General features: G+C 67.6%; 21 protein-coding genes. 9 read left to right on the plus strand and 12 right to left on the minus strand.

The window, feature by feature from the left end; all coding sequences use genetic code 11:
* The first annotated feature begins 96 nt into the window (after positions 1-96).
* Entirely contained in the window at positions 97-858 is a 762-nt protein-coding gene (locus tag NO978_RS12180; RefSeq protein ID WP_257299859.1) for a coenzyme F420-0:L-glutamate ligase, read from the plus strand.
* A complete protein-coding gene (locus tag NO978_RS12185; protein WP_257299860.1) occupies positions 851-1,840 on the plus strand; it encodes a 5,10-methylenetetrahydromethanopterin reductase in 990 nt (329 codons plus the stop codon). The genes NO978_RS12180 and NO978_RS12185 overlap by 8 nt, the downstream gene beginning before the upstream one ends.
* Here NO978_RS12185 and NO978_RS12190 read toward each other — a convergent pair.
* Entirely contained in the window at positions 1,791-2,024 is a 234-nt protein-coding gene (locus tag NO978_RS12190; protein ID WP_257299861.1) for a hypothetical protein, read from the minus strand. The two genes, NO978_RS12185 and NO978_RS12190, sit on opposite strands and share 50 nt — an antisense overlap.
* A 164-nt stretch (positions 2,025-2,188) precedes the next feature.
* On the opposite strand from NO978_RS12190, the gene NO978_RS12195 reads away from it, so the two are divergent.
* From NO978_RS12195 to yciH, 5 genes are all read left to right on the plus strand, one after another.
* A complete protein-coding gene (locus NO978_RS12195; protein WP_257299862.1) occupies positions 2,189-2,422 on the plus strand; it encodes a hypothetical protein in 234 nt (77 codons plus the stop codon).
* Between the two features lie 202 nt (positions 2,423-2,624).
* The gene (locus NO978_RS12200; protein WP_257299863.1) at positions 2,625-3,617 is read left to right on the plus strand and encodes a MoxR family ATPase; all 993 of its coding nucleotides are present in this window, start codon (positions 2,625-2,627) and stop codon (positions 3,615-3,617) included.
* A complete protein-coding gene (locus NO978_RS12205; RefSeq protein WP_257299864.1) occupies positions 3,614-4,621 on the plus strand; it encodes a DUF58 domain-containing protein in 1,008 nt (335 codons plus the stop codon). The genes NO978_RS12200 and NO978_RS12205 overlap by 4 nt, the downstream gene beginning before the upstream one ends.
* The gene (locus NO978_RS12210; protein ID WP_257299865.1) at positions 4,618-6,894 is read left to right on the plus strand and encodes a DUF3488 and transglutaminase-like domain-containing protein; all 2,277 of its coding nucleotides are present in this window, start codon (positions 4,618-4,620) and stop codon (positions 6,892-6,894) included. Before NO978_RS12205 ends, NO978_RS12210 begins: the two co-directional genes overlap by 4 nt.
* A gap of 83 nt (positions 6,895-6,977) precedes the next feature.
* Entirely contained in the window at positions 6,978-7,271 is a 294-nt protein-coding gene (gene yciH, locus NO978_RS12215; RefSeq protein WP_089733931.1) for a stress response translation initiation inhibitor YciH, read from the plus strand.
* A 40-nt stretch (positions 7,272-7,311) separates the two neighbouring features.
* On the opposite strand, the gene NO978_RS12220 is transcribed toward yciH, so the two are convergent.
* The 6 genes from NO978_RS12220 to rimI form a co-directional block, all read right to left on the minus strand.
* Positions 7,312-7,656, minus strand: a complete 345-nt coding sequence (locus tag NO978_RS12220; RefSeq protein WP_257299866.1) for a rhodanese-like domain-containing protein — start codon at positions 7,654-7,656, stop codon at positions 7,312-7,314.
* Positions 7,657-7,827: 171 nt separating this feature from the next.
* The gene (locus NO978_RS12225) at positions 7,828-8,364 is read right to left on the minus strand and encodes an NUDIX hydrolase (RefSeq protein WP_257299867.1); all 537 of its coding nucleotides are present in this window, start codon (positions 8,362-8,364) and stop codon (positions 7,828-7,830) included.
* Positions 8,357-8,734, minus strand: coding sequence for a hypothetical protein (locus tag NO978_RS12230; protein WP_257299868.1), 378 nt, complete (start codon positions 8,732-8,734; stop codon positions 8,357-8,359). Before NO978_RS12230 ends, NO978_RS12225 begins: the two co-directional genes overlap by 8 nt.
* 37 nt (positions 8,735-8,771) lie before the next feature.
* Positions 8,772-9,185 (minus strand): DUF5809 family protein, encoded by a 414-nt coding sequence (locus NO978_RS12235; protein WP_257299869.1) that lies wholly within the window; start codon positions 9,183-9,185, stop codon positions 8,772-8,774.
* A 24-nt stretch (positions 9,186-9,209) separates the two neighbouring features.
* Entirely contained in the window at positions 9,210-9,623 is a 414-nt protein-coding gene (locus NO978_RS12240; RefSeq protein WP_257299870.1) for a DUF5810 domain-containing protein, read from the minus strand.
* 41 nt (positions 9,624-9,664) lie between these two features.
* Positions 9,665-10,138, minus strand: a complete 474-nt coding sequence (rimI, locus tag NO978_RS12245; RefSeq protein ID WP_257299871.1) for a ribosomal protein S18-alanine N-acetyltransferase — start codon at positions 10,136-10,138, stop codon at positions 9,665-9,667.
* Between the two features lie 35 nt (positions 10,139-10,173).
* On the opposite strand from rimI, the gene NO978_RS12250 reads away from it, so the two are divergent.
* Entirely contained in the window at positions 10,174-10,317 is a 144-nt protein-coding gene (locus tag NO978_RS12250) for a hypothetical protein (RefSeq protein ID WP_257299872.1), read from the plus strand.
* 140 nt (positions 10,318-10,457) lie between these two features.
* Here NO978_RS12250 and NO978_RS12255 read toward each other — a convergent pair whose 3' ends face one another.
* Both NO978_RS12255 and NO978_RS12260 read right to left on the minus strand, forming a co-directional pair.
* The gene (locus tag NO978_RS12255; RefSeq protein ID WP_257299873.1) at positions 10,458-12,431 is read right to left on the minus strand and encodes an aconitate hydratase; all 1,974 of its coding nucleotides are present in this window, start codon (positions 12,429-12,431) and stop codon (positions 10,458-10,460) included.
* Positions 12,432-12,559: 128 nt separating this feature from the next.
* The gene (locus NO978_RS12260) at positions 12,560-12,871 is read right to left on the minus strand and encodes a hypothetical protein (protein ID WP_257299874.1); all 312 of its coding nucleotides are present in this window, start codon (positions 12,869-12,871) and stop codon (positions 12,560-12,562) included.
* Between the two features lie 87 nt (positions 12,872-12,958).
* Between NO978_RS12260 and NO978_RS12265 the strand changes: the two genes are divergently transcribed.
* On the plus strand, positions 12,959-13,438 hold the full coding sequence (locus tag NO978_RS12265) for a deoxyuridine 5'-triphosphate nucleotidohydrolase (RefSeq protein ID WP_257299875.1): 480 nt from the start codon (positions 12,959-12,961) through the stop codon (positions 13,436-13,438).
* 12 nt (positions 13,439-13,450) lie between these two features.
* Here the strand turns inward: NO978_RS12265 and NO978_RS12270 are convergent, their stop codons facing one another.
* From NO978_RS12270 to NO978_RS12280, 3 genes are all read right to left on the minus strand, one after another.
* Positions 13,451-14,251: a hypothetical protein gene (locus NO978_RS12270; RefSeq protein ID WP_257299876.1), complete on the minus strand. Its 801-nt coding sequence runs from the start codon at positions 14,249-14,251 to the stop codon at positions 13,451-13,453.
* A gap of 99 nt (positions 14,252-14,350) precedes the next feature.
* Positions 14,351-14,686, minus strand: a complete 336-nt coding sequence (locus NO978_RS12275; protein ID WP_257299877.1) for a CHY zinc finger protein — start codon at positions 14,684-14,686, stop codon at positions 14,351-14,353.
* Between the two features lie 123 nt (positions 14,687-14,809).
* Positions 14,810-15,466, minus strand: coding sequence for a helix-turn-helix domain-containing protein (locus NO978_RS12280; protein WP_257299878.1), 657 nt, complete (start codon positions 15,464-15,466; stop codon positions 14,810-14,812).
* Positions 15,467-15,660: the final 194 nt, after the last annotated feature.

The following is a 15,660-nucleotide window of genomic DNA, read 5'->3' on the forward strand; positions in this document are numbered from 1 at the left end:
TGTCATCGCGTTCGAACCGGGAGACGGTGACAGTCGACATGGGCGGGACTTTCCACCACCGAGGCGCTTTTGTCCGGCCCTCCGGAACGCACTGGTATGGAGCTACTGGCGGTTCCGGACGTCCCGGAGATACGCGAGGGCGACGACCTCGCGGCCGCGATTACGGACCGGTTCGACCTGCGTCCGGACGACGTGGTGGTGGTCGCCTCGACGGTCGTCTCGAAGGCGGAAGGGCGGTTCGCCGACCTCGCCGATTTCCCCGACGGCCCACGGGCACGCGAGATCGCGCGCCGGCTGGAGTCGATCACCGGCGACGAGAAGGACCCGCGGTTCGCACAGGCCGTCCTCGAGGAGTCGACGGAGCTGCTGATGGAGGCACCGTTCCTGCTCACGGAGACGAAGTTCGGCCACGTCGGCGTGAACGCGGGTATCGACCGGTCGAACGTCCCCGGCCACGACCTGCTGTTGCTGCCGGAGCGGCCGAGCGAGAGCGCTGCCCGCATCCGGGCGGGACTCTCGCACGAGAACCCGGTCGTGGTGACTGACACGTCCGGCCGGCCGTTCCGCCACGGACAGGCGGCCGTCGCGGTCGGCTGGGACGGGATGCCCGGGAACCGCGACTGGCGCGGCGAGCACGACCGCGACGGGCGGGAGCTCGGCGTGACAGTCCAGTGCGTCGTCGACGAGCTCGCCGGGGCGGCGAACCTCGTGGCGGGCGAGGGCGACGGGGGGGAGCCCATCGTCGTCGTCCGTGACTGGGCGTTCGGCGACCACGGCGGCCACGACTCGGTGTTCCGTGATGTCGACAGCGATTTCGTCAGGCAGGCGCTCCGGGGGTGGGAGTTCGACGATGCGTAGACTCGGTATCGAGCTCACGCCGGAGCACCCGACCGCGGAGGTCGTCGAAACGGCCCAGGCCGCCGAGGACGCGGGCTTCGACACGGCGTTCGTCTCCTCACATCACTTCAACCGGGACCCGTTCGTCGTCGCCGACCGCATCGGCCAGGCGACCAACCTCGACGTGGGACCGGGGGTGGTGAACCCCTACGAGACGCATCCGGTGTCGCTCGCGACGCGGGTCGGGACGCTCGACGAGACGACCGACGGCCGGGCGGTGTTCGGTATCGGCGCGGGCGACCGGTCGGCGCTGTCGAACCTCGGCTACGAGCACGACCGGCCGCTCCGGCGCGTGCTGGAGACGTTCAAGGTGGCACAGCGGCTCTGGGCCGGCGAATCGGTGGACCATGACGGCACGTTCACCGCCCGGAGCGCCGAACTGAACTTCGACGTGGGGGAGATTCCGGTGTACGTCGGGGCGCAGGGCCCACACATGACGCGGATGGCGGCGAAACACGCCGACGGGGTGCTGCTGAACGCCTCCCACCCGCGTGACTTCGAGTGGGCGGCCGACCGGGTCGCGGAGGGGCTCGAGGAACGGCCCGACTCGCGCGGCGAGTTCGACTTCGCGGCCTTCGCGAGCGTCAGCGTCGCCGAGGACGAGGCCGCGGCACGTGCCGCGGCACGCCCGCCGGTGGCGTTCATCGCGGCCGGCGCTGCACCGCCGGTGCTGGACCGGCACGACGTCGACCACGAGGCCGCGAGCACGGTCGGCGAGCACCTCTCGAACGGCTCCTTCGACGCCGCGTTCGAGGCGGTGACGGAGCGGATGCTGGACGTGTTCTGTATCGCAGGAACGCCGGAGCAGGTCGGCGAACGGGTAAAAGCGGTGTTGACGCACGCGGACAGCTTCGTGGCCGGGAGCCCGCTGGGCCCGGACCGGACCGTCGCGCCTAGGCTCCTCGCGGGGGCTCTCGGGAGAGCGAACGGGCGAGACCGCTGAGGAGGCTTCCGGCGGCCAGCAGGCCGAACCCGCCGGCTGCGACGCCGGTGAGCACGGCACCGACGACCAGCAGTGCGATGGAGAGCGGGTCGCCGTTGGCGGCGACCTGTCCGAAGCCTTCGACGAGCTGCTCGACGTTCGCGACCGGGTCGACCTGGAGTGCGACCGTCTCGATGCTGAACATACCCGAGGGTTCGAGCGGGAGTACTTGGTTCTGTCCGTTGCCCTCGATGTGGAACGTAATTGGGTGAGAGGCGGGCCGCAGTTCGGAAAATTCCTTTTTAGTAACTTCCCGTCGGTCTGGGTATGCGAGACAGACTTACGAGTGTCCCGCCCGTACGCGCGGTCATGACACGCGACACCTCGCTAACGGCGTTCGGAGACGGCGGGGACGACGACGAGGAGCCGGCGGCAACGAGTGCAGCGTCGGCGTCCGACGGTGACACCGACGGTCCCGACCCCGTCCGACCGACTTCGCGCTGGAGCGCGAGCCCCCGGCCGTGTGCTGATTGTGGCACTCGGACCCAGCGCGCGTGGACCGACGACGGTCGGTTACTGTGTGCCGACTGCAAGGAGTGGTAACCCGTTGGTTGCCTTTGGGATTCACTGGCACGGCAACGTTACAAGTTTGGGAACGCTACACAAGCACAGACGAACCGGACGAGGTCGCACGAGGCAAAATAACTACAATCGTGACTATGGGCAACACAAAAATTATCCCGCTACCCCACCCAGACCGATTCAGTAGCCCTCTAGACGGACACGAGCGGTCGGAAGCACCACCATGACGGACGCCAACACTCCAGACGCTTCACACCAGCCGAGTCGACCAGCAACCACTACAGATGCACTCACCGTGGACCAGGCCGCACAGGTCAGCCACGACGTCCTCGCCAACGTCGAGGACGTCATCGTCGGTCACCCCGACGAGATCGAACACGTCTTCACCGCTATCCTCGCGCGGGGCCACATCCTGCTCGAGGACGTTCCCGGCGTCGGGAAGACGATGCTCGCCCGGTCGATCGCTGCCTCCATCGACTGCTCGTTCAAACGCGTCCAGTTCACGCCGGACCTCCTCCCCTCGGACATCACCGGGGTCAACGTGTTCAACCAGAAGACCCGCGAGTTCGAGTTCCAGGAGGGGCCGGTGTTCGCGAACATCGTCCTCGGCGACGAGATCAACCGCGCGCCGCCGAAGACCCAGTCGGCACTCCTCGAAGCGATGGAGGAGGAGCAGGTGACCGTCGACGGCACCACCCGGAAGCTTCCCCAGCCGTTCACCGTCATCGCGACCCAGAACGCCGTCGAGCCGAACCGCACCTACGAGCTCCCCCTGGCCGAGGTCGACCGCTTCATGAAGAAGCTCAACCTCGGCTACCCCTCGCAGGCAGAGGAGTCCGAGATGCTGGCGCGGGTCGTCGGTGACCACCCGATCGACTCGCTCGAACCAGTCACGGACGTCGAGACCGTCCAGCGCGCACGTCGAACGGTCGCCGAGGTGACGGTGAAGGAGCCGGTCCGGAACTACGCCACCCGCATCTCCGAGTTCACCCGCGAGCACGCGAAGCTCGGCGTCTCCCCGCGTGGGACCATCGCGCTCCTGCGTGCGGCACAGGCGCGGGCGGTCCTGCGCGGCCGCGGCTACGTCATCCCGGACGACATCCAGGCCGAGGCACCACGCGTTCTGAGCCACCGTATCAGACTCTCCGCGAGCGGCCCCCGCGACCGGGGCGTCCAGGTCGTCGAGGAGGCCATCGAGACAGTCCCCGTCGAATGAGACCCACCAGACGCGGCATCGGCGCGGTCGTCCTCCTCGTCGCCACCGTAGCGATGGCCGTCCAGTTCGGGTCGCGTCAACTCGGTGCCATCGTCATCCCCGTGGTCGTCGTCTGCCTCGGCGCGGTCATCCAGATCGCGCTCACCGGCCGGCCGACGGTCGAACGCGTCGTCCCCGACGCCGGGCACATCGGCGAGACCAAGCCCGTGCGGCTCCGCTTCGACGTTTCCTCCCCAGTCGCGGCGCGGGTCGTCGACGAGACCCCGGCGGCAGTCGGGGCAACGGGGAACGTGTTCGACACGACCATCGGTGACGACGTCCTCGAGTACGACGTCGAGTACCTCGCCCGTGGCGAGCACGAACTCGGCCCGCTCACCGTCACCGTGACAGACGTGCTCGCGCTCGCCGAACGGACCTACACCTACAGCATGTACGACTCAGTCCTCGTCTACCCCCGCGTGTACACCCTCACCGGGGCGACCAGACACGACCTGAATCTCCTCCCCGAAGGCGGCTTCGACCACAACCGCGAGGAGTTCGACCGCCTCCGCGAGTACGACCGGGGCGACTCCCTGCGCGACGTCCACTGGAAGTCGAGCGCGAAGCGCCCCACCGACGACCTCGTCGTCAAGGAGTTCCTCGCCGAGACCGACCTCGGTGACGTCCGCATCGCCGCCGAGGCCGCCGACGGCTGGGACGACGACATGGCCGAAGCGGCCGCGAGCATCGCGCTGTACCTGCTGGACAGCGGCATCGCCGTCGGCATCGCGACACCGAACGGAGAGCTCGAGGTCGCAGCCGGGGCCGACCAGCGCGAACGCCTGCTCAATCTGCTCGCGACCGTCGGCCCCGGTCAGGTGCCCGAGCACTACCGCGAGCAGGCCGACATCAACATCACGGCGAGCGAGGGGACCGCCGTCAGCGTGCGGATGGAGGACAGCGAGGTCCCGTTCGAACAGTTCGTGAGCGACGATATCCCGTCCAGCCGGGAGGTGGCTGCATGAGCGCGCCGACTGCCTACCGTGCCCGGAGCGAAACCGAGGTCGACGACGGCGTCGACTGGTTCCGGCTCTGTGCCCTCGGCGGCCTCGCCGTGATGACGGCGACCTGGGTCGCGGTGCTGTACGACCTCACCATCACCCTCGGCGGGTCGGTCCCACTCCTGCTGCTGGTCACCGGGTCCATCGCGCTCGCGGCGGTGCTCTCGCGGCTCATCAGCGAGCGGGTCGCCGCCGTCCTCACCGTCGGCCTGCTCGTGGTCTCCTACGGGTCGTACATCCTCTCGACACCGAACGGACTGGAGCTGCTGCTCCAGGCGTGGGACAAGATCATCGCCGACTCCATCTCGCTGTTGACGGGGCTCACCGTCCTGCGGCTGAAGGAGGCCCACCTCTGGGTGCTCGGGTTCGCGCCCGCACCGGCCTTCTTCTCGTGGTACCTGGCGTTCCGGCGGCGCTACGTCCTCTCGGCGGTCGTCGGAGGGCTCGCCTTCCTCGTGCTCGTGCTGACCGGGGACGCCGCGACCGCGTTCAGCGGCGGCTGGATCCAGCGCGGGATGCTGTTCGGCGCGACGCTGGGCGGCATCGCGATGATCGGCTTCGGCGAACTCGAACGCCACGGCGGCTCGGTGCTGCAGGCCGACGTGCTCGTCGTCCTCTTCACGCTCATGCTCATCGGGTCGGCCATCCAGCTCCCGTTCACCGGGAGCGCCCTCCGGCTGGTCGAGGGCGGGCCGACGACCGTCGAGGGCAGCCTGACCAGCTCGCCCGGCGAGACGACCATCCAGGGCTCCATCGAGCTCTCACCGGAGGTCCGGTTCACCGTGACCGCGGACGACCCGCAGTACTGGCGCGTCGGCGTCTACGACCGCTTCACCGGTGGGTCGTGGCTCCGGACCGGACAGGCGGGACCCTACAGCGGCCAGCTCGATCCACCGCCCGGCGATACGGAGACCGTCTCCCAGCTCGTCCGGATGCACGACCGGGCGAACGTGATGCCCGCGGCGAACCAGCCCGTCCGCGTCGAGGGGCAGGTGCGCGAGTACACTCAGGTGACCAGCCACGGGGGTCTCCAGTCCACCGTCACGTTCCAGCCGAACGACACCTACCGGGTCGTCAGTGAGGTGCCAGACCCCGACGAGGCGACGCTGCAGAACGCCGGCACCGACTATCCGACGGCGGTGCAGCAGGTGTACCTCGCCGGCGACAAACAGCCGGACTTCTCGAACGGGTTCGAGTCGCGAACCCAGGAGATCGTCGACACGGCGGGTGCGGAGAACCCCTACGAGACCGCCGTCGCCATCGAGGACTGGCTCGAGGAGAACCGGGAGTACTCGCTCGACGTGGACCGCCCGAACGGCAACGTCGCCGAGTCGTTCCTGTTCGAGATGGAGCAAGGGTACTGTGTCTACTACGCGACGACGATGGCGATGATGCTCCGCTCGCAGGACATCCCCGCGCGGTACGTCGTGGGCTACACGCCCGGCCAGCAGGTCGGCGAGAACCAGTGGGTCGTTCGCGGCCTCAACTCCCACGCCTGGGTGGAAGTGTACTTCCCCGACGTGGGGTGGGTCAAGTTCGACCCCACCCCGGGTGGCGCGCGGAGCGACGCCGAAGTTACCAGCATCGAGGATGCCAGGCAGAGCGGTGACGGGCAGGTCGACGTCGGCGGAAGCGAGGACGAGCCGCTGACGACGACGACCGCCATCCCGACCAACCGGCCGACCAGTAACGCCACCGACAGGAACCGGACGTTCCGCGACCCCGACCTGCCGGGCGTCGGCTCCGACAACCCCGGTGGCTCCTTCAACGGCACCGCCTCGACACCGGGTGCGACCGTCGGCGAGCCCGAAGGCGACCGCCCCGATGGCTTCTCCGAGGAGCAGCAGCGCTACGCCGCCTTCGCGCTCGTCGCGATGGTCGGGCTCGCAGCCGGTGCCCATCGCGCCGGTGCGACCCGCGCGGTCCGTCGCGCCGCGAAACTGCGCTGGCAGGGGACGAAACGCGAACCCGACACCGACGTCGAACGGGCCGTCGAGCGCCTCGAACTCATGCTCGAACGGCGGTACGGCCCGCGGGAACCGAACGAGTCGCCGTCGCAGTACGTCGAGCGGCTGTCCATGTCCGGCGTCGACACGCGCGCCGACCGCGTGGTCGAGCTCCACGAGAAAGCGGTGTACGGTCCCGGTGTGAGCCGCGAGGAGGCCGACGAGGCCATCGATCTCGTCGACACCATGGTCCGGTCGAACACGCCCCTGCTTCGTCGGTTCGCCGACTGACCGGCTCCACCGCCGTGACACCCGATTTGTTGCGCGGCCACCCGATAGTGTTTAATATGGCGAATTCGTACGTCCAACCTGTAATGTCGGAAGTCTGCTCGACGTGCGGACTGCCCGAGGAACTCTGCGTCTGCGAAGACGTTGCCAAGGGCGACACTGAGATAACCATCCGCATTGACGAGCGAAGATACGGTAAAGAAGTAACGGTGATCGAAGGGTTCGACGCGAAAGACGTCGACCTCGACAGCCTCTCGTCGGACCTCAAGTCGAAGTTCGCCTGTGGGGGCACCGTCGAAGACAACCACATCGAACTCCAGGGGAATCACTCGGGCCGCATCGAGGACTTCCTCCGCGAGCGCGGATTCAACGTCGCCTGACCCAACGCCTTCTCTTGCTGTCTCGCGTCGAGCGACCGCGTTAGAACGGTGCGTCGCCGGGCTCTTCGGCCGCCTCGGCGCGCTCAAGCTCCCATTCCCACTCGGTGAGCCCGCCAGCCATGCTCTCGACGGTGCCGTCGAACCCCTCGTAGGACGCGATGAGCCGAGCCGCCTGAACGCTCGATTTCCCGTGCGGACACACCGTCACGACGTGGTCGTGCCCCGCGACGCGCTCGACCTCGCTCGGGAGCCGCTGGAACGGCAGGTTCGTCGAGCCGGGGATGTGTCCCCGTTCGAACGCCAGCTCGTTCCGGATGTCGACGACGAGCGAGTCGTCGTCGTCCAGTTGCGCCTTCACGTCCTCGGGTCGAATCTCGCCGTCCATCGTCAGGAACGTACGCCCGGACGGAAGTAAGCCTGCTGGACGGCGAGGGTTCAAATAGCAAGCCGCGGGCAGGGTCAGCGATGCAGTGACGACGGCCCGCGTCGGCCTCGGCGGGAGTGTGGCGCACCGACGCGACGAGTGCCAGCGCCGCCTGTTCGCCCCCGAGTGGCCCTACAGCAACCCCTCTTCCTTCGCGAGCAGCACACCCTCAACGGTCGCGTCGTTGGTCGGCTGTGCTCGCGCCCGGTCGAGTGCCTCGTCGACCGGGACGGTCCGTATCGTCAGGAACTCGTTGCTGTCCAGCTCGCGCTCGGCCGGCTCCAGCCCCTCAGCGAAGACGATGCCGCGACGGTGCCGGAGCACGCCGGTCGAACACCAGAACTCCTGAAGCAACGACACGCCAGCGGGGTCGAAGCCGGTCTCCTCCCGGAGTTCACGCGCACCAGCGGTGGTGAACGACTCGCCGTCCTCGACGATGCCCGCGGGGAGTTCGAGGTGCGTCTCGCGGATGGCCGGCCGGTACTGCTCGACGAACAGCATCTGGTCGTCGGCGACGGCGACGACGACGACCGCATCCGGTAGCTCCGCCCAGTAGTAGCGCTTCTCGCTTCCGTCGGGCTGTGTGACGCGGTCGTAGCCACCGGTGTACCAGCCGGTCTCGTACTCGGCGACGGACTCCTCCAGCGTCCACTCGTCGGGATCACTCATCGGTCTCCCGTGTGAGTTCCAGGCGGTAAACCGTGCCGTTGTGCTGGACGTAGGCTACGTCACCCTCGACCGCGTCGGGCGACCGCGTCCGGAGCGCGCCGAACTCGTCGAACGGCGAGTGCGTGAACGCCCCTTTGATGCCGACTGGGCCCTCGTAGTAGCTGCCGGAGCGACCGTCGGAGAGCGCCGCGAACAGGTACGGGTACTGTTGCTCGGAGAAGTTCGACACGTCGACAGCCGCGTGGTCGGTCTCGGCGTCGGTCGCCGTCACGTAGTACGGGTCGCCGCTCGTGAGGAGGGAAGGCAGCGCGCCGAGCGCCAGCAGGGCGAGGACCAGCCCGATGAGGAGCAGCAGGTAGCGCTGTCGCATACGCGGCGGTTAGAACGGGACGAGTAAGGGGGTTTCGTCACAGCCGTTCGCGGTAGATGCGCCCGAGCGCCTGCCGTCGGAGCGTGTCGACGGCGGCGTCCTCCTCGTCGGCGAACGTCGCGGCGACCGCCTCGTCGGCGAAGGGCGCCACGTGCCACGCGACGTTGGCGACCTGCTCGCTTCCCGTCTCGTGGACCTCGCCGTCGAACTCGGCGGCCCACTCGTCGTACTCCTCCCGGGTGCCGACGTGGACGGCGAGCTCGGCCGCAAAGAGCACGTCACGGGCTGTCTCGACCACGTCCGAGTCGACGCGTTCCTGGTACTCCTCGCGGTCGAACTGCATCGACTTCGCGATCTCCTTGACGACGAGCTGTGCGGTCGGTCCGACATCCTCGTACACCTCGCGTGCTGATTCCTCGCTCTCGGGGCGAAGCTCTCCGACGGTGTGCATGGGTGAACTGCGAACCGGGAGCGGTTACTCGCTTTCGGTGTCGGACGCCTCGTCTTCCGCGTCCGACTCGGCGTCCTCGTGCATCCGTCGAGTCAGCTCCTGGGCCTCCTGCAAGACCTCGTCGTGGTCGGCAGTCGCCGAGGCCGAGCCCCGGTTGCCGTCGCGAACGCCCTCGGCGACAGCGTCCTCGAAGCTGGCGTGATCGTGGTCGTGTCCTTCGGTCGTATCCTCGAACACCTGCTCGAACTCCGTCTCCGGCACGGCGTCGGCGACGACCGGCGCGAGCGACTCCGGGTTCGCCGACTCCCACCCGGGTGCGTGCTCCGCGAGCCAGTCCTCGTGCTCGTCGCCGTGGAGCATCGCGGTGAACGCGAGGTGGTTCGCCAGATGCTCGGCGTCGGAGTGTGGCACCGAACAGACCGGACACTCGTATCCCATGTCCGGTGGCAGGTGGTCGGGAGGAAAGGCCCTTGCGCTTCTCAGAGGTCTCTGACCATCACCAGCGCGTCCTCCCCGTCGTCGTAGTAGCGGGGGACGCGCCGGAGCGCCTCGAAGCCGAAGTCCTCGTACAGCGAACGGGCGGGCTCGTTGCCGACGCGGACTTCCAGCTTGACAGAGGTCGCGTCACGGGTCGCGAGCGTCGCGAGGGCACGGGCGAGCAGCCGCCGGCCGATACCCTCGCCCCGCCGCGACTCGTGGACCGCGAGGTCCTTGATGTGACCGAGCGCGCGGCCGTGGTTCGGGATGGTGTCGGCGACGACGTAGCCTGTCACCTTCCCGTTCTCCGTCGCGACCAGGAAGCCCGGCTCGCCGAGGAACCGCTGGAAGGCGTCGAACGGCCACGGTTGCGGGAAGACCGCCTTCTCGATGCGGAAGACGGCGAGCAGGTCCGCGTGCTCGGCCTGCCGGATGTAGAGGTCGTCGTCCGCAGCGTCCCGGGTGACGGTCGTCACGACCCGACAGTTGGGCTGGCGCGATTATCAATCACGTGGGTGCCGGCTCGGAAGGCCGCATAGAGGACCGAGACACCGAGGACGATGACCGCCACATCGAACGCTGTCGCGAGGGCGATGCGGCCCTGTACGGGCGCGAACGCCGCGGCCTCCGTCTGGACGACGAACGCCGCACCTGAGACCCAGCGACGGCGGCCGGAATCGGGAGCAACAGCCCTGCCAGCGCGTGCCTGCGGGAGTCCATCGGGCTGGCGTCGTGACTCGCCAGTGTTGAGCGCGTCGAAAGAACGAGGTCGGTGCTGCAGTCGCGAGTGCGCGCTCAGTCGTCGGCGGGCGCGGCCCCGTCGTCGCCATGGGCGCGCTGCTTCGTCCACGGGAGCTTGCCGCCGACCGCGAGCATGTCGCGCTCGCGCTCGGAGGCGTCGAGCCCCGCGGTGAACTCCCAGTCGCCGTTGACGCTGACGGTGAACTCCTCCTGACCGGACTCGACACCCTCGCGGATGTCGTCGACGACGGTCAGCTCGTCGCCCTGGTCGATCTTCGCGTAGGTGTCCTCGTCGATGATGAACGGCACGATGCCGAAGTTGAACAGGTTCGCCTTGTGGATGCGGGCGAAGCTCTGTGCGAAGACGGCGTCGATACCGAGGTACATCGGACACATCGCGGCGTGCTCGCGCGAGGAGCCCTGGCCGTAGTTCTCGCCGGCGACGAGGACGCCACCGTCGGCGGCCTCGGCGCGCTCGGGGAACGTCTCGTCGATCCGGGTCAGGGTGAACTTCGCGTACTCCGGGATGTTCGACCGGTACATCAGGGCGTCCGCGTTCGCGGGCGTGATGTGGTCGGTCGTGATGTTGTCCTCCATCTTGAGGAGGTTCTCACCGGAGAGCTCGGCGTCGAGCGCGTCCTTCAGCGGGACGTCCTTGATGTTCGGGCCCTTGACGAGCTCGTCGTCGACGGCCTCGTCGGGCGCGATGAGGTCGGCCTTGGAGCCGTCGTACTCGTCGGGGAGCTCGAAGCCGGGAGCCTCGAGGTCGCCGAGTTCGTCGGCGAGGTCGCGCGGGTCGACGATTTCGCCCTTGATCGCGGCGGCGGCCGCGACCTCGGGGGAGCAGAGGTAGACGGAGTCGTCGTCGATGCCGGAGCGACCCTCGAAGTTGCGGTTGAAGGTACGCAGCGAGACGGAGTCGCTGGCGGGGACGTGACCGATGCCGATACAGGCACCACACGTCGCCTCGGAGAAGTTGACGCCAGCGGCCATCATCTCGGCGACCCAGCCGTCGCGGGCGAGCATCTCGGATGCCTGCTTGCTGCCGGGCGCGACGATCATCTCGGTCTTCTTGTTGATCTCGCGGCCCTCGACCATCTTCGCGGCCGGGAGGATATCCTCGTAGCCGCCGTTCGTACAGGAGCCGATCATGACCTGACTGACTTCGACGCCCTCGACCTCGCGGACGGGGACGACGTTGTCGGGCATGGACGGCTCGGCGATGAGCGGCTCGAGGTCGGAGAGGTCGACGACGATCTCGTCGTCGTACTCGGCGTCCTCGTCGGGGGCGACCTCGGCGAAGTCCTCCTCGCGGCCCTGGCGGGCGAGGTAGTCCTTCGTCTTCTCGTCGGTCGGGAAGATAGAGGAGGTCGCACCGAGTTCGGTGCCCATGTTGGTGATGGTGGTCCGCTCGGGCACGGAGAGCGTCTCGACGCCCGGACCGGTGTACTCCAGCACCTTGCCGACGCCGCCTTTCACGGAGAGGCGTCGCAGCATCTCGAGGATGACGTCCTTCGCGGTCGCCCACTCGGGGACCTCGCCCTCGAGGCGTACGTTGACGACCTCGGGCATCTCGATGTAGTACGGCGCACCGCCCATCGCGACGGTGACGTCGATACCGCCCGCGCCGATTGCGAGCTCACCGAGCCCGCCCGGGGTCGGCGTGTGCGAGTCCGACCCGAGCATGGTCTTGCCGGGTGCGGCGAAGTTCTCCTTGTGGACGTTGTGGCAGATACCGTTGCCGGGGCGAGAGAAGTGTGCCCCGTAGGTGCCGGCGGCCGACCGCAGGAAGCGGTGGTCGTCAGTGTTCTTGAAGTCGAACTGATAGGTCTGGTGGTCGCAGTACTGCGCGGCGATCTCCGTCTGGACCTCGTCCAGACCCATCGCCTCGAACTGCAGCCAGACCATCGTTCCCGTCGTGTCCTGAGTGAGGACCTGATCGATCTCGATACCGATCTCCTCGCCTGTTTCGAGTTCTCCCTCGACGAGGTGGTCATCGAGAATCTTCTCTGTAAGCGTCTGTCCCATAGCAAGGTTAAGTTCGGCCGCCCGCGACCATAAATCCCGCGTGTTTTGGATGGACGACCGTGCGGTTTTCGGGGCTGAGCCTGTCGATTCGCGCAATCCTTGCCGAGTCGCGGCACAGTCGTCGTCGGTCACGGGAGAACGCGGACTGCGGAGCCGCCGACAGGTATTTTTCCAGCCGCTTCGAGTGCCGGAGGTATGTCGGACGATGCGACCAGCGTCTCGGTGAAGTAGTATCTCACCGGGGTCGCAACCTCGCTCCTCCTCGCCACCGTGGTGTACGGGATGGTCGTCTTCCCGCTGTTGTTCGGCGACGCGGCGCTGGTGCATGACACCTCCCCGACGGACGGGCAGATGCGGGCAATCGGCCGGGGGTCACGCTCCCGACAGTCGTCGGAATCGGGGTCGTCACCGTCGGCGCGGTAACACACGGGGCTGTACAAGCACTACCCGCGGCTCCGAGAGCGACTGCGAGCGGGACCTCGGCCCCAACTCGCAAGCTACATTCGACTCCGCTCGGACGCTCGCGTATGTACCGTTCCGGGCAGTTCGTCGCGGAGCACGTGTCGCCGACGACCGAGGACCAGATACAGCCCAACGGCGTCGACCTCACCGTCGAAGCCGTCTTCGAGCAGCGCGAACCGGGGCGCATCCGGACCGACGGGAAGGAGATCGGGGAGCGACAGGAGGTCGAGTCCGAGCAGTACACCGACGAGGGGTCACCGACGTACTACCTCGAAGCCGGCACCTACGTCGCGCGTTACGGCGAGCGCATCGCCATCCCGTCGGACCACGTCGGCTTCGTCTACCCGCGTTCGTCGCTCATGCGCAACTCCTGCATGCTGAACACGGCGGTCTGGGACGCCGGCTACGAGGGCCGCGGCGAGGGGTTGCTGCAGGTCCACCACGACGTCGAGCTGGAGTCGGGCGCCCGCATCGCCCAGCTGGTGCTCGCCGAGGCCGAACACATGGAGGAGTACGACGGCAGCTATCAGGGCGAGAACCTGTAGGCGTGGTCGTGATTACAGCGCGACGCTCGCTTCGGAGCTGTTGCCCGCCATCCCGGCGCACGGCCCGTTGCCGTTGGAGCCGACGGCGGACTGGGGCAGTTCGATGGGGTGGCTCGTGTTGAAGTCGGAGAACCGCATCGAGACGGTGAGCTGGATCTCCCGGCCGCTGGTGAAGTAGGTCGCGTTCATATCCGACCGGAGGAGCCGCTTCGACTCCGTGTCGACGTACTGCGTGTAGGTCACGTCGTTGAACTCGACGTCAGATTCGGTGTCCGCGAGCAGCGTCTGTACGGCTTCGTCGCTCGGCTTGACGACGATGACGTGGACGTCCTGACCGTCGTACGTGTCGTTGTAGAGGCGCGCATCGGAGCTGTTGAGCAGCTCCGTGAGGACGCTGACGTTCGTGGCCGAGCGCCACGGGCTACGGTCGACGGTGGACTGCTCCCAGCTGCCGTCGAGGTCGAGACACTGCTGGTCGCCGAACACGTAGGTGGTAGAGCCCTGCCGGGTCCGCGAGGAGTTCGTCCGGATCGTCGTGATGCTGTCCGTGACCATCCGCTGGGCGGCGACGTCGACGGTGCTGTTGGACTCGGTCACCTGCTCGTTGGCTCCGAACTCGATGGCGGTCACCATCGAGACGTTGTAGGAGTCGATGGCGGCCATCTCGTTGGCGACCTCGCTCCGGATCTCCTGCCCCTCACCGAGGCTGTCGTCGTCCTGAGGGCCGCCACTGCCGCCGAGGGCGGTGCAGCCGGCGAGCGCGACGAGGAGGACGAGCGCGAGTGGAACGAGGAGGTGGGTTCGTGTGGACATTGCGGTCGGTCGTTGCGGCGAGAGTTGCGGCCACGTCGCTACAACCTTTTTGGTCCGTCGGCGTCGCCGGCGTCGAGACGGCTGGCGATGCGTGGGAGGCTACTCACCCTCGAAGTACCGGTCGTGGTGGGCCGCACAGCCCGGGTTGAACGCCCCGCCACAGACCGGGCACGTCTCCGGGTCGGCGAGGTACTCGCTCGTTGGCAGGCCCGCGCCGCAGCGGCCACAGAGCGCGGCCACCTCGTCGAACCGGGCACGCGGCCACGGCTCGGGGGCGTGGTCAGCGACGGCGTCGTGGCACTCGAAACAGGGGTAGAACCGCTCACAGCAACCGAACCGGAGCGCCAGCACGTCGTACTCCGCGTCGTAGTGCGCACAGCGCGTCTCGGCGTCGACGGCGACGCCGAAGACGTGGTGGTCGGCGATTCGTCGCACGAAGAGAGCGTCGGGCGGCGACGACACCTGTCTTGTGGTTCACGGCATCACCGTGTCCTCCCGGTCCGTCGTTGTTTCGGGGGCACGAGCTACCCGGCAGTGGGGGAACCGCCGACGACTGAGCTACTGGTCGTCGCCAACCTGATCGGAGAGGGTGTCGCGGACGAGCGTCTCCATCCCGCGACGCAGGCGTTCGGACGCCGCCTGTCCGGAGACGCCGACCTCGTCGCCGAGCCCTCGAAGGGTCGTTTCGCGCGGGATGTCGAAGTAGCCGACCTCGACCGCCCGGGAGAGAATCTCGCGCTGGGCGGGCGTGAGGTCGGCGTCGTCGTTCGTCCAGTCGACCTGCCCGCTGTGGATGGACTCGACAGTGACTGTCAGGTCTGCCTCCTCGCAGGCCCGTCTGAACGACCCGAACGCGTCGCGGTCGGGGAACAGCATCCCCATCGTCCAGCCGGATGCGTTCCGTGTGGCGTCGACGACGACGCCCTGGAGCTCGATCGAAACGCTGTACAGCTCGGCACAGGGCATGGTCTCGGCGGCGAGGACACAGTACAGTCGCTGGTCCTGCTCGTCGGCGAGGATGTCGAACTCCGCGACGGTGGAGTCGTGGGCCAGCCCTGCTTCGAACTCGTCGAACGGGCCGCTGTGCGCCCGAAAGATGACCCGGAGGGGGATAGTCGGCGAGGCGTCGAGTTTCTCGATGTCGAGACTGATGTCGGGGACTGCAGAGACGGCCTGACCGAGAAGTGGTGAGTCGTGAGTGAATTGAACGAACATTAGCGAAGCTACTGGAGAGACTCAGGAAGAGTTGCTCGCTGCAGTCGGGCCTCGGTTCCGTAGTCGATAGTACATGACGTAGGTGTGACCACTACTACTCGCTGGAGGGCAGACCACTATATCTATGATGCCTGAATATACAGGTTTTCCGGCCGCTTCTGCCGAGTATTCTGACCCGTCGCAATAGCATCAGA

The sequence above is a fragment of the Haloarchaeobius sp. FL176 genome, from assembly GCF_024609245.1.
Classification (GTDB): Archaea; Halobacteriota; Halobacteria; order Halobacteriales; family Natrialbaceae; genus Haloarchaeobius.

Coding starts and splice junctions, on each gene's coding strand:
- NO978_RS12220 (WP_257299866.1), bottom strand. CDS start 7,656: ATGGACGGCGAGATTCGACCCGAGGACGTGAAGGCGCAACTGGACGAC.
- NO978_RS12225 (WP_257299867.1), bottom strand. CDS start 8,364: ATGAGTGATCCCGACGAGTGGACGCTGGAGGAGTCCGTCGCCGAGTAC.
- NO978_RS12235 (WP_257299869.1), bottom strand. CDS start 9,185: ATGCACACCGTCGGAGAGCTTCGCCCCGAGAGCGAGGAATCAGCACGC.
- NO978_RS12185 (WP_257299860.1), top strand. CDS start 851: ATGCGTAGACTCGGTATCGAGCTCACGCCGGAGCACCCGACCGCGGAG.
- NO978_RS12180 (WP_257299859.1), top strand. CDS start 97: ATGGAGCTACTGGCGGTTCCGGACGTCCCGGAGATACGCGAGGGCGAC.
- NO978_RS12240 (WP_257299870.1), bottom strand. CDS start 9,623: ATGGGATACGAGTGTCCGGTCTGTTCGGTGCCACACTCCGACGCCGAG.
- NO978_RS12195 (WP_257299862.1), top strand. CDS start 2,189: ATGACACGCGACACCTCGCTAACGGCGTTCGGAGACGGCGGGGACGAC.
- NO978_RS12190 (WP_257299861.1), bottom strand. CDS start 2,024: ATGTTCAGCATCGAGACGGTCGCACTCCAGGTCGACCCGGTCGCGAAC.
- NO978_RS12230 (WP_257299868.1), bottom strand. CDS start 8,734: ATGCGACAGCGCTACCTGCTGCTCCTCATCGGGCTGGTCCTCGCCCTG.
- NO978_RS12200 (WP_257299863.1), top strand. CDS start 2,625: ATGACGGACGCCAACACTCCAGACGCTTCACACCAGCCGAGTCGACCA.
- NO978_RS12280 (WP_257299878.1), bottom strand. CDS start 15,466: ATGTTCGTTCAATTCACTCACGACTCACCACTTCTCGGTCAGGCCGTC.
- yciH (WP_089733931.1), top strand. CDS start 6,978: ATGTCGGAAGTCTGCTCGACGTGCGGACTGCCCGAGGAACTCTGCGTC.
- NO978_RS12205 (WP_257299864.1), top strand. CDS start 3,614: ATGAGACCCACCAGACGCGGCATCGGCGCGGTCGTCCTCCTCGTCGCC.
- NO978_RS12265 (WP_257299875.1), top strand. CDS start 12,959: ATGTACCGTTCCGGGCAGTTCGTCGCGGAGCACGTGTCGCCGACGACC.
- NO978_RS12255 (WP_257299873.1), bottom strand. CDS start 12,431: ATGGGACAGACGCTTACAGAGAAGATTCTCGATGACCACCTCGTCGAG.
- NO978_RS12210 (WP_257299865.1), top strand. CDS start 4,618: ATGAGCGCGCCGACTGCCTACCGTGCCCGGAGCGAAACCGAGGTCGAC.
- NO978_RS12270 (WP_257299876.1), bottom strand. CDS start 14,251: ATGTCCACACGAACCCACCTCCTCGTTCCACTCGCGCTCGTCCTCCTC.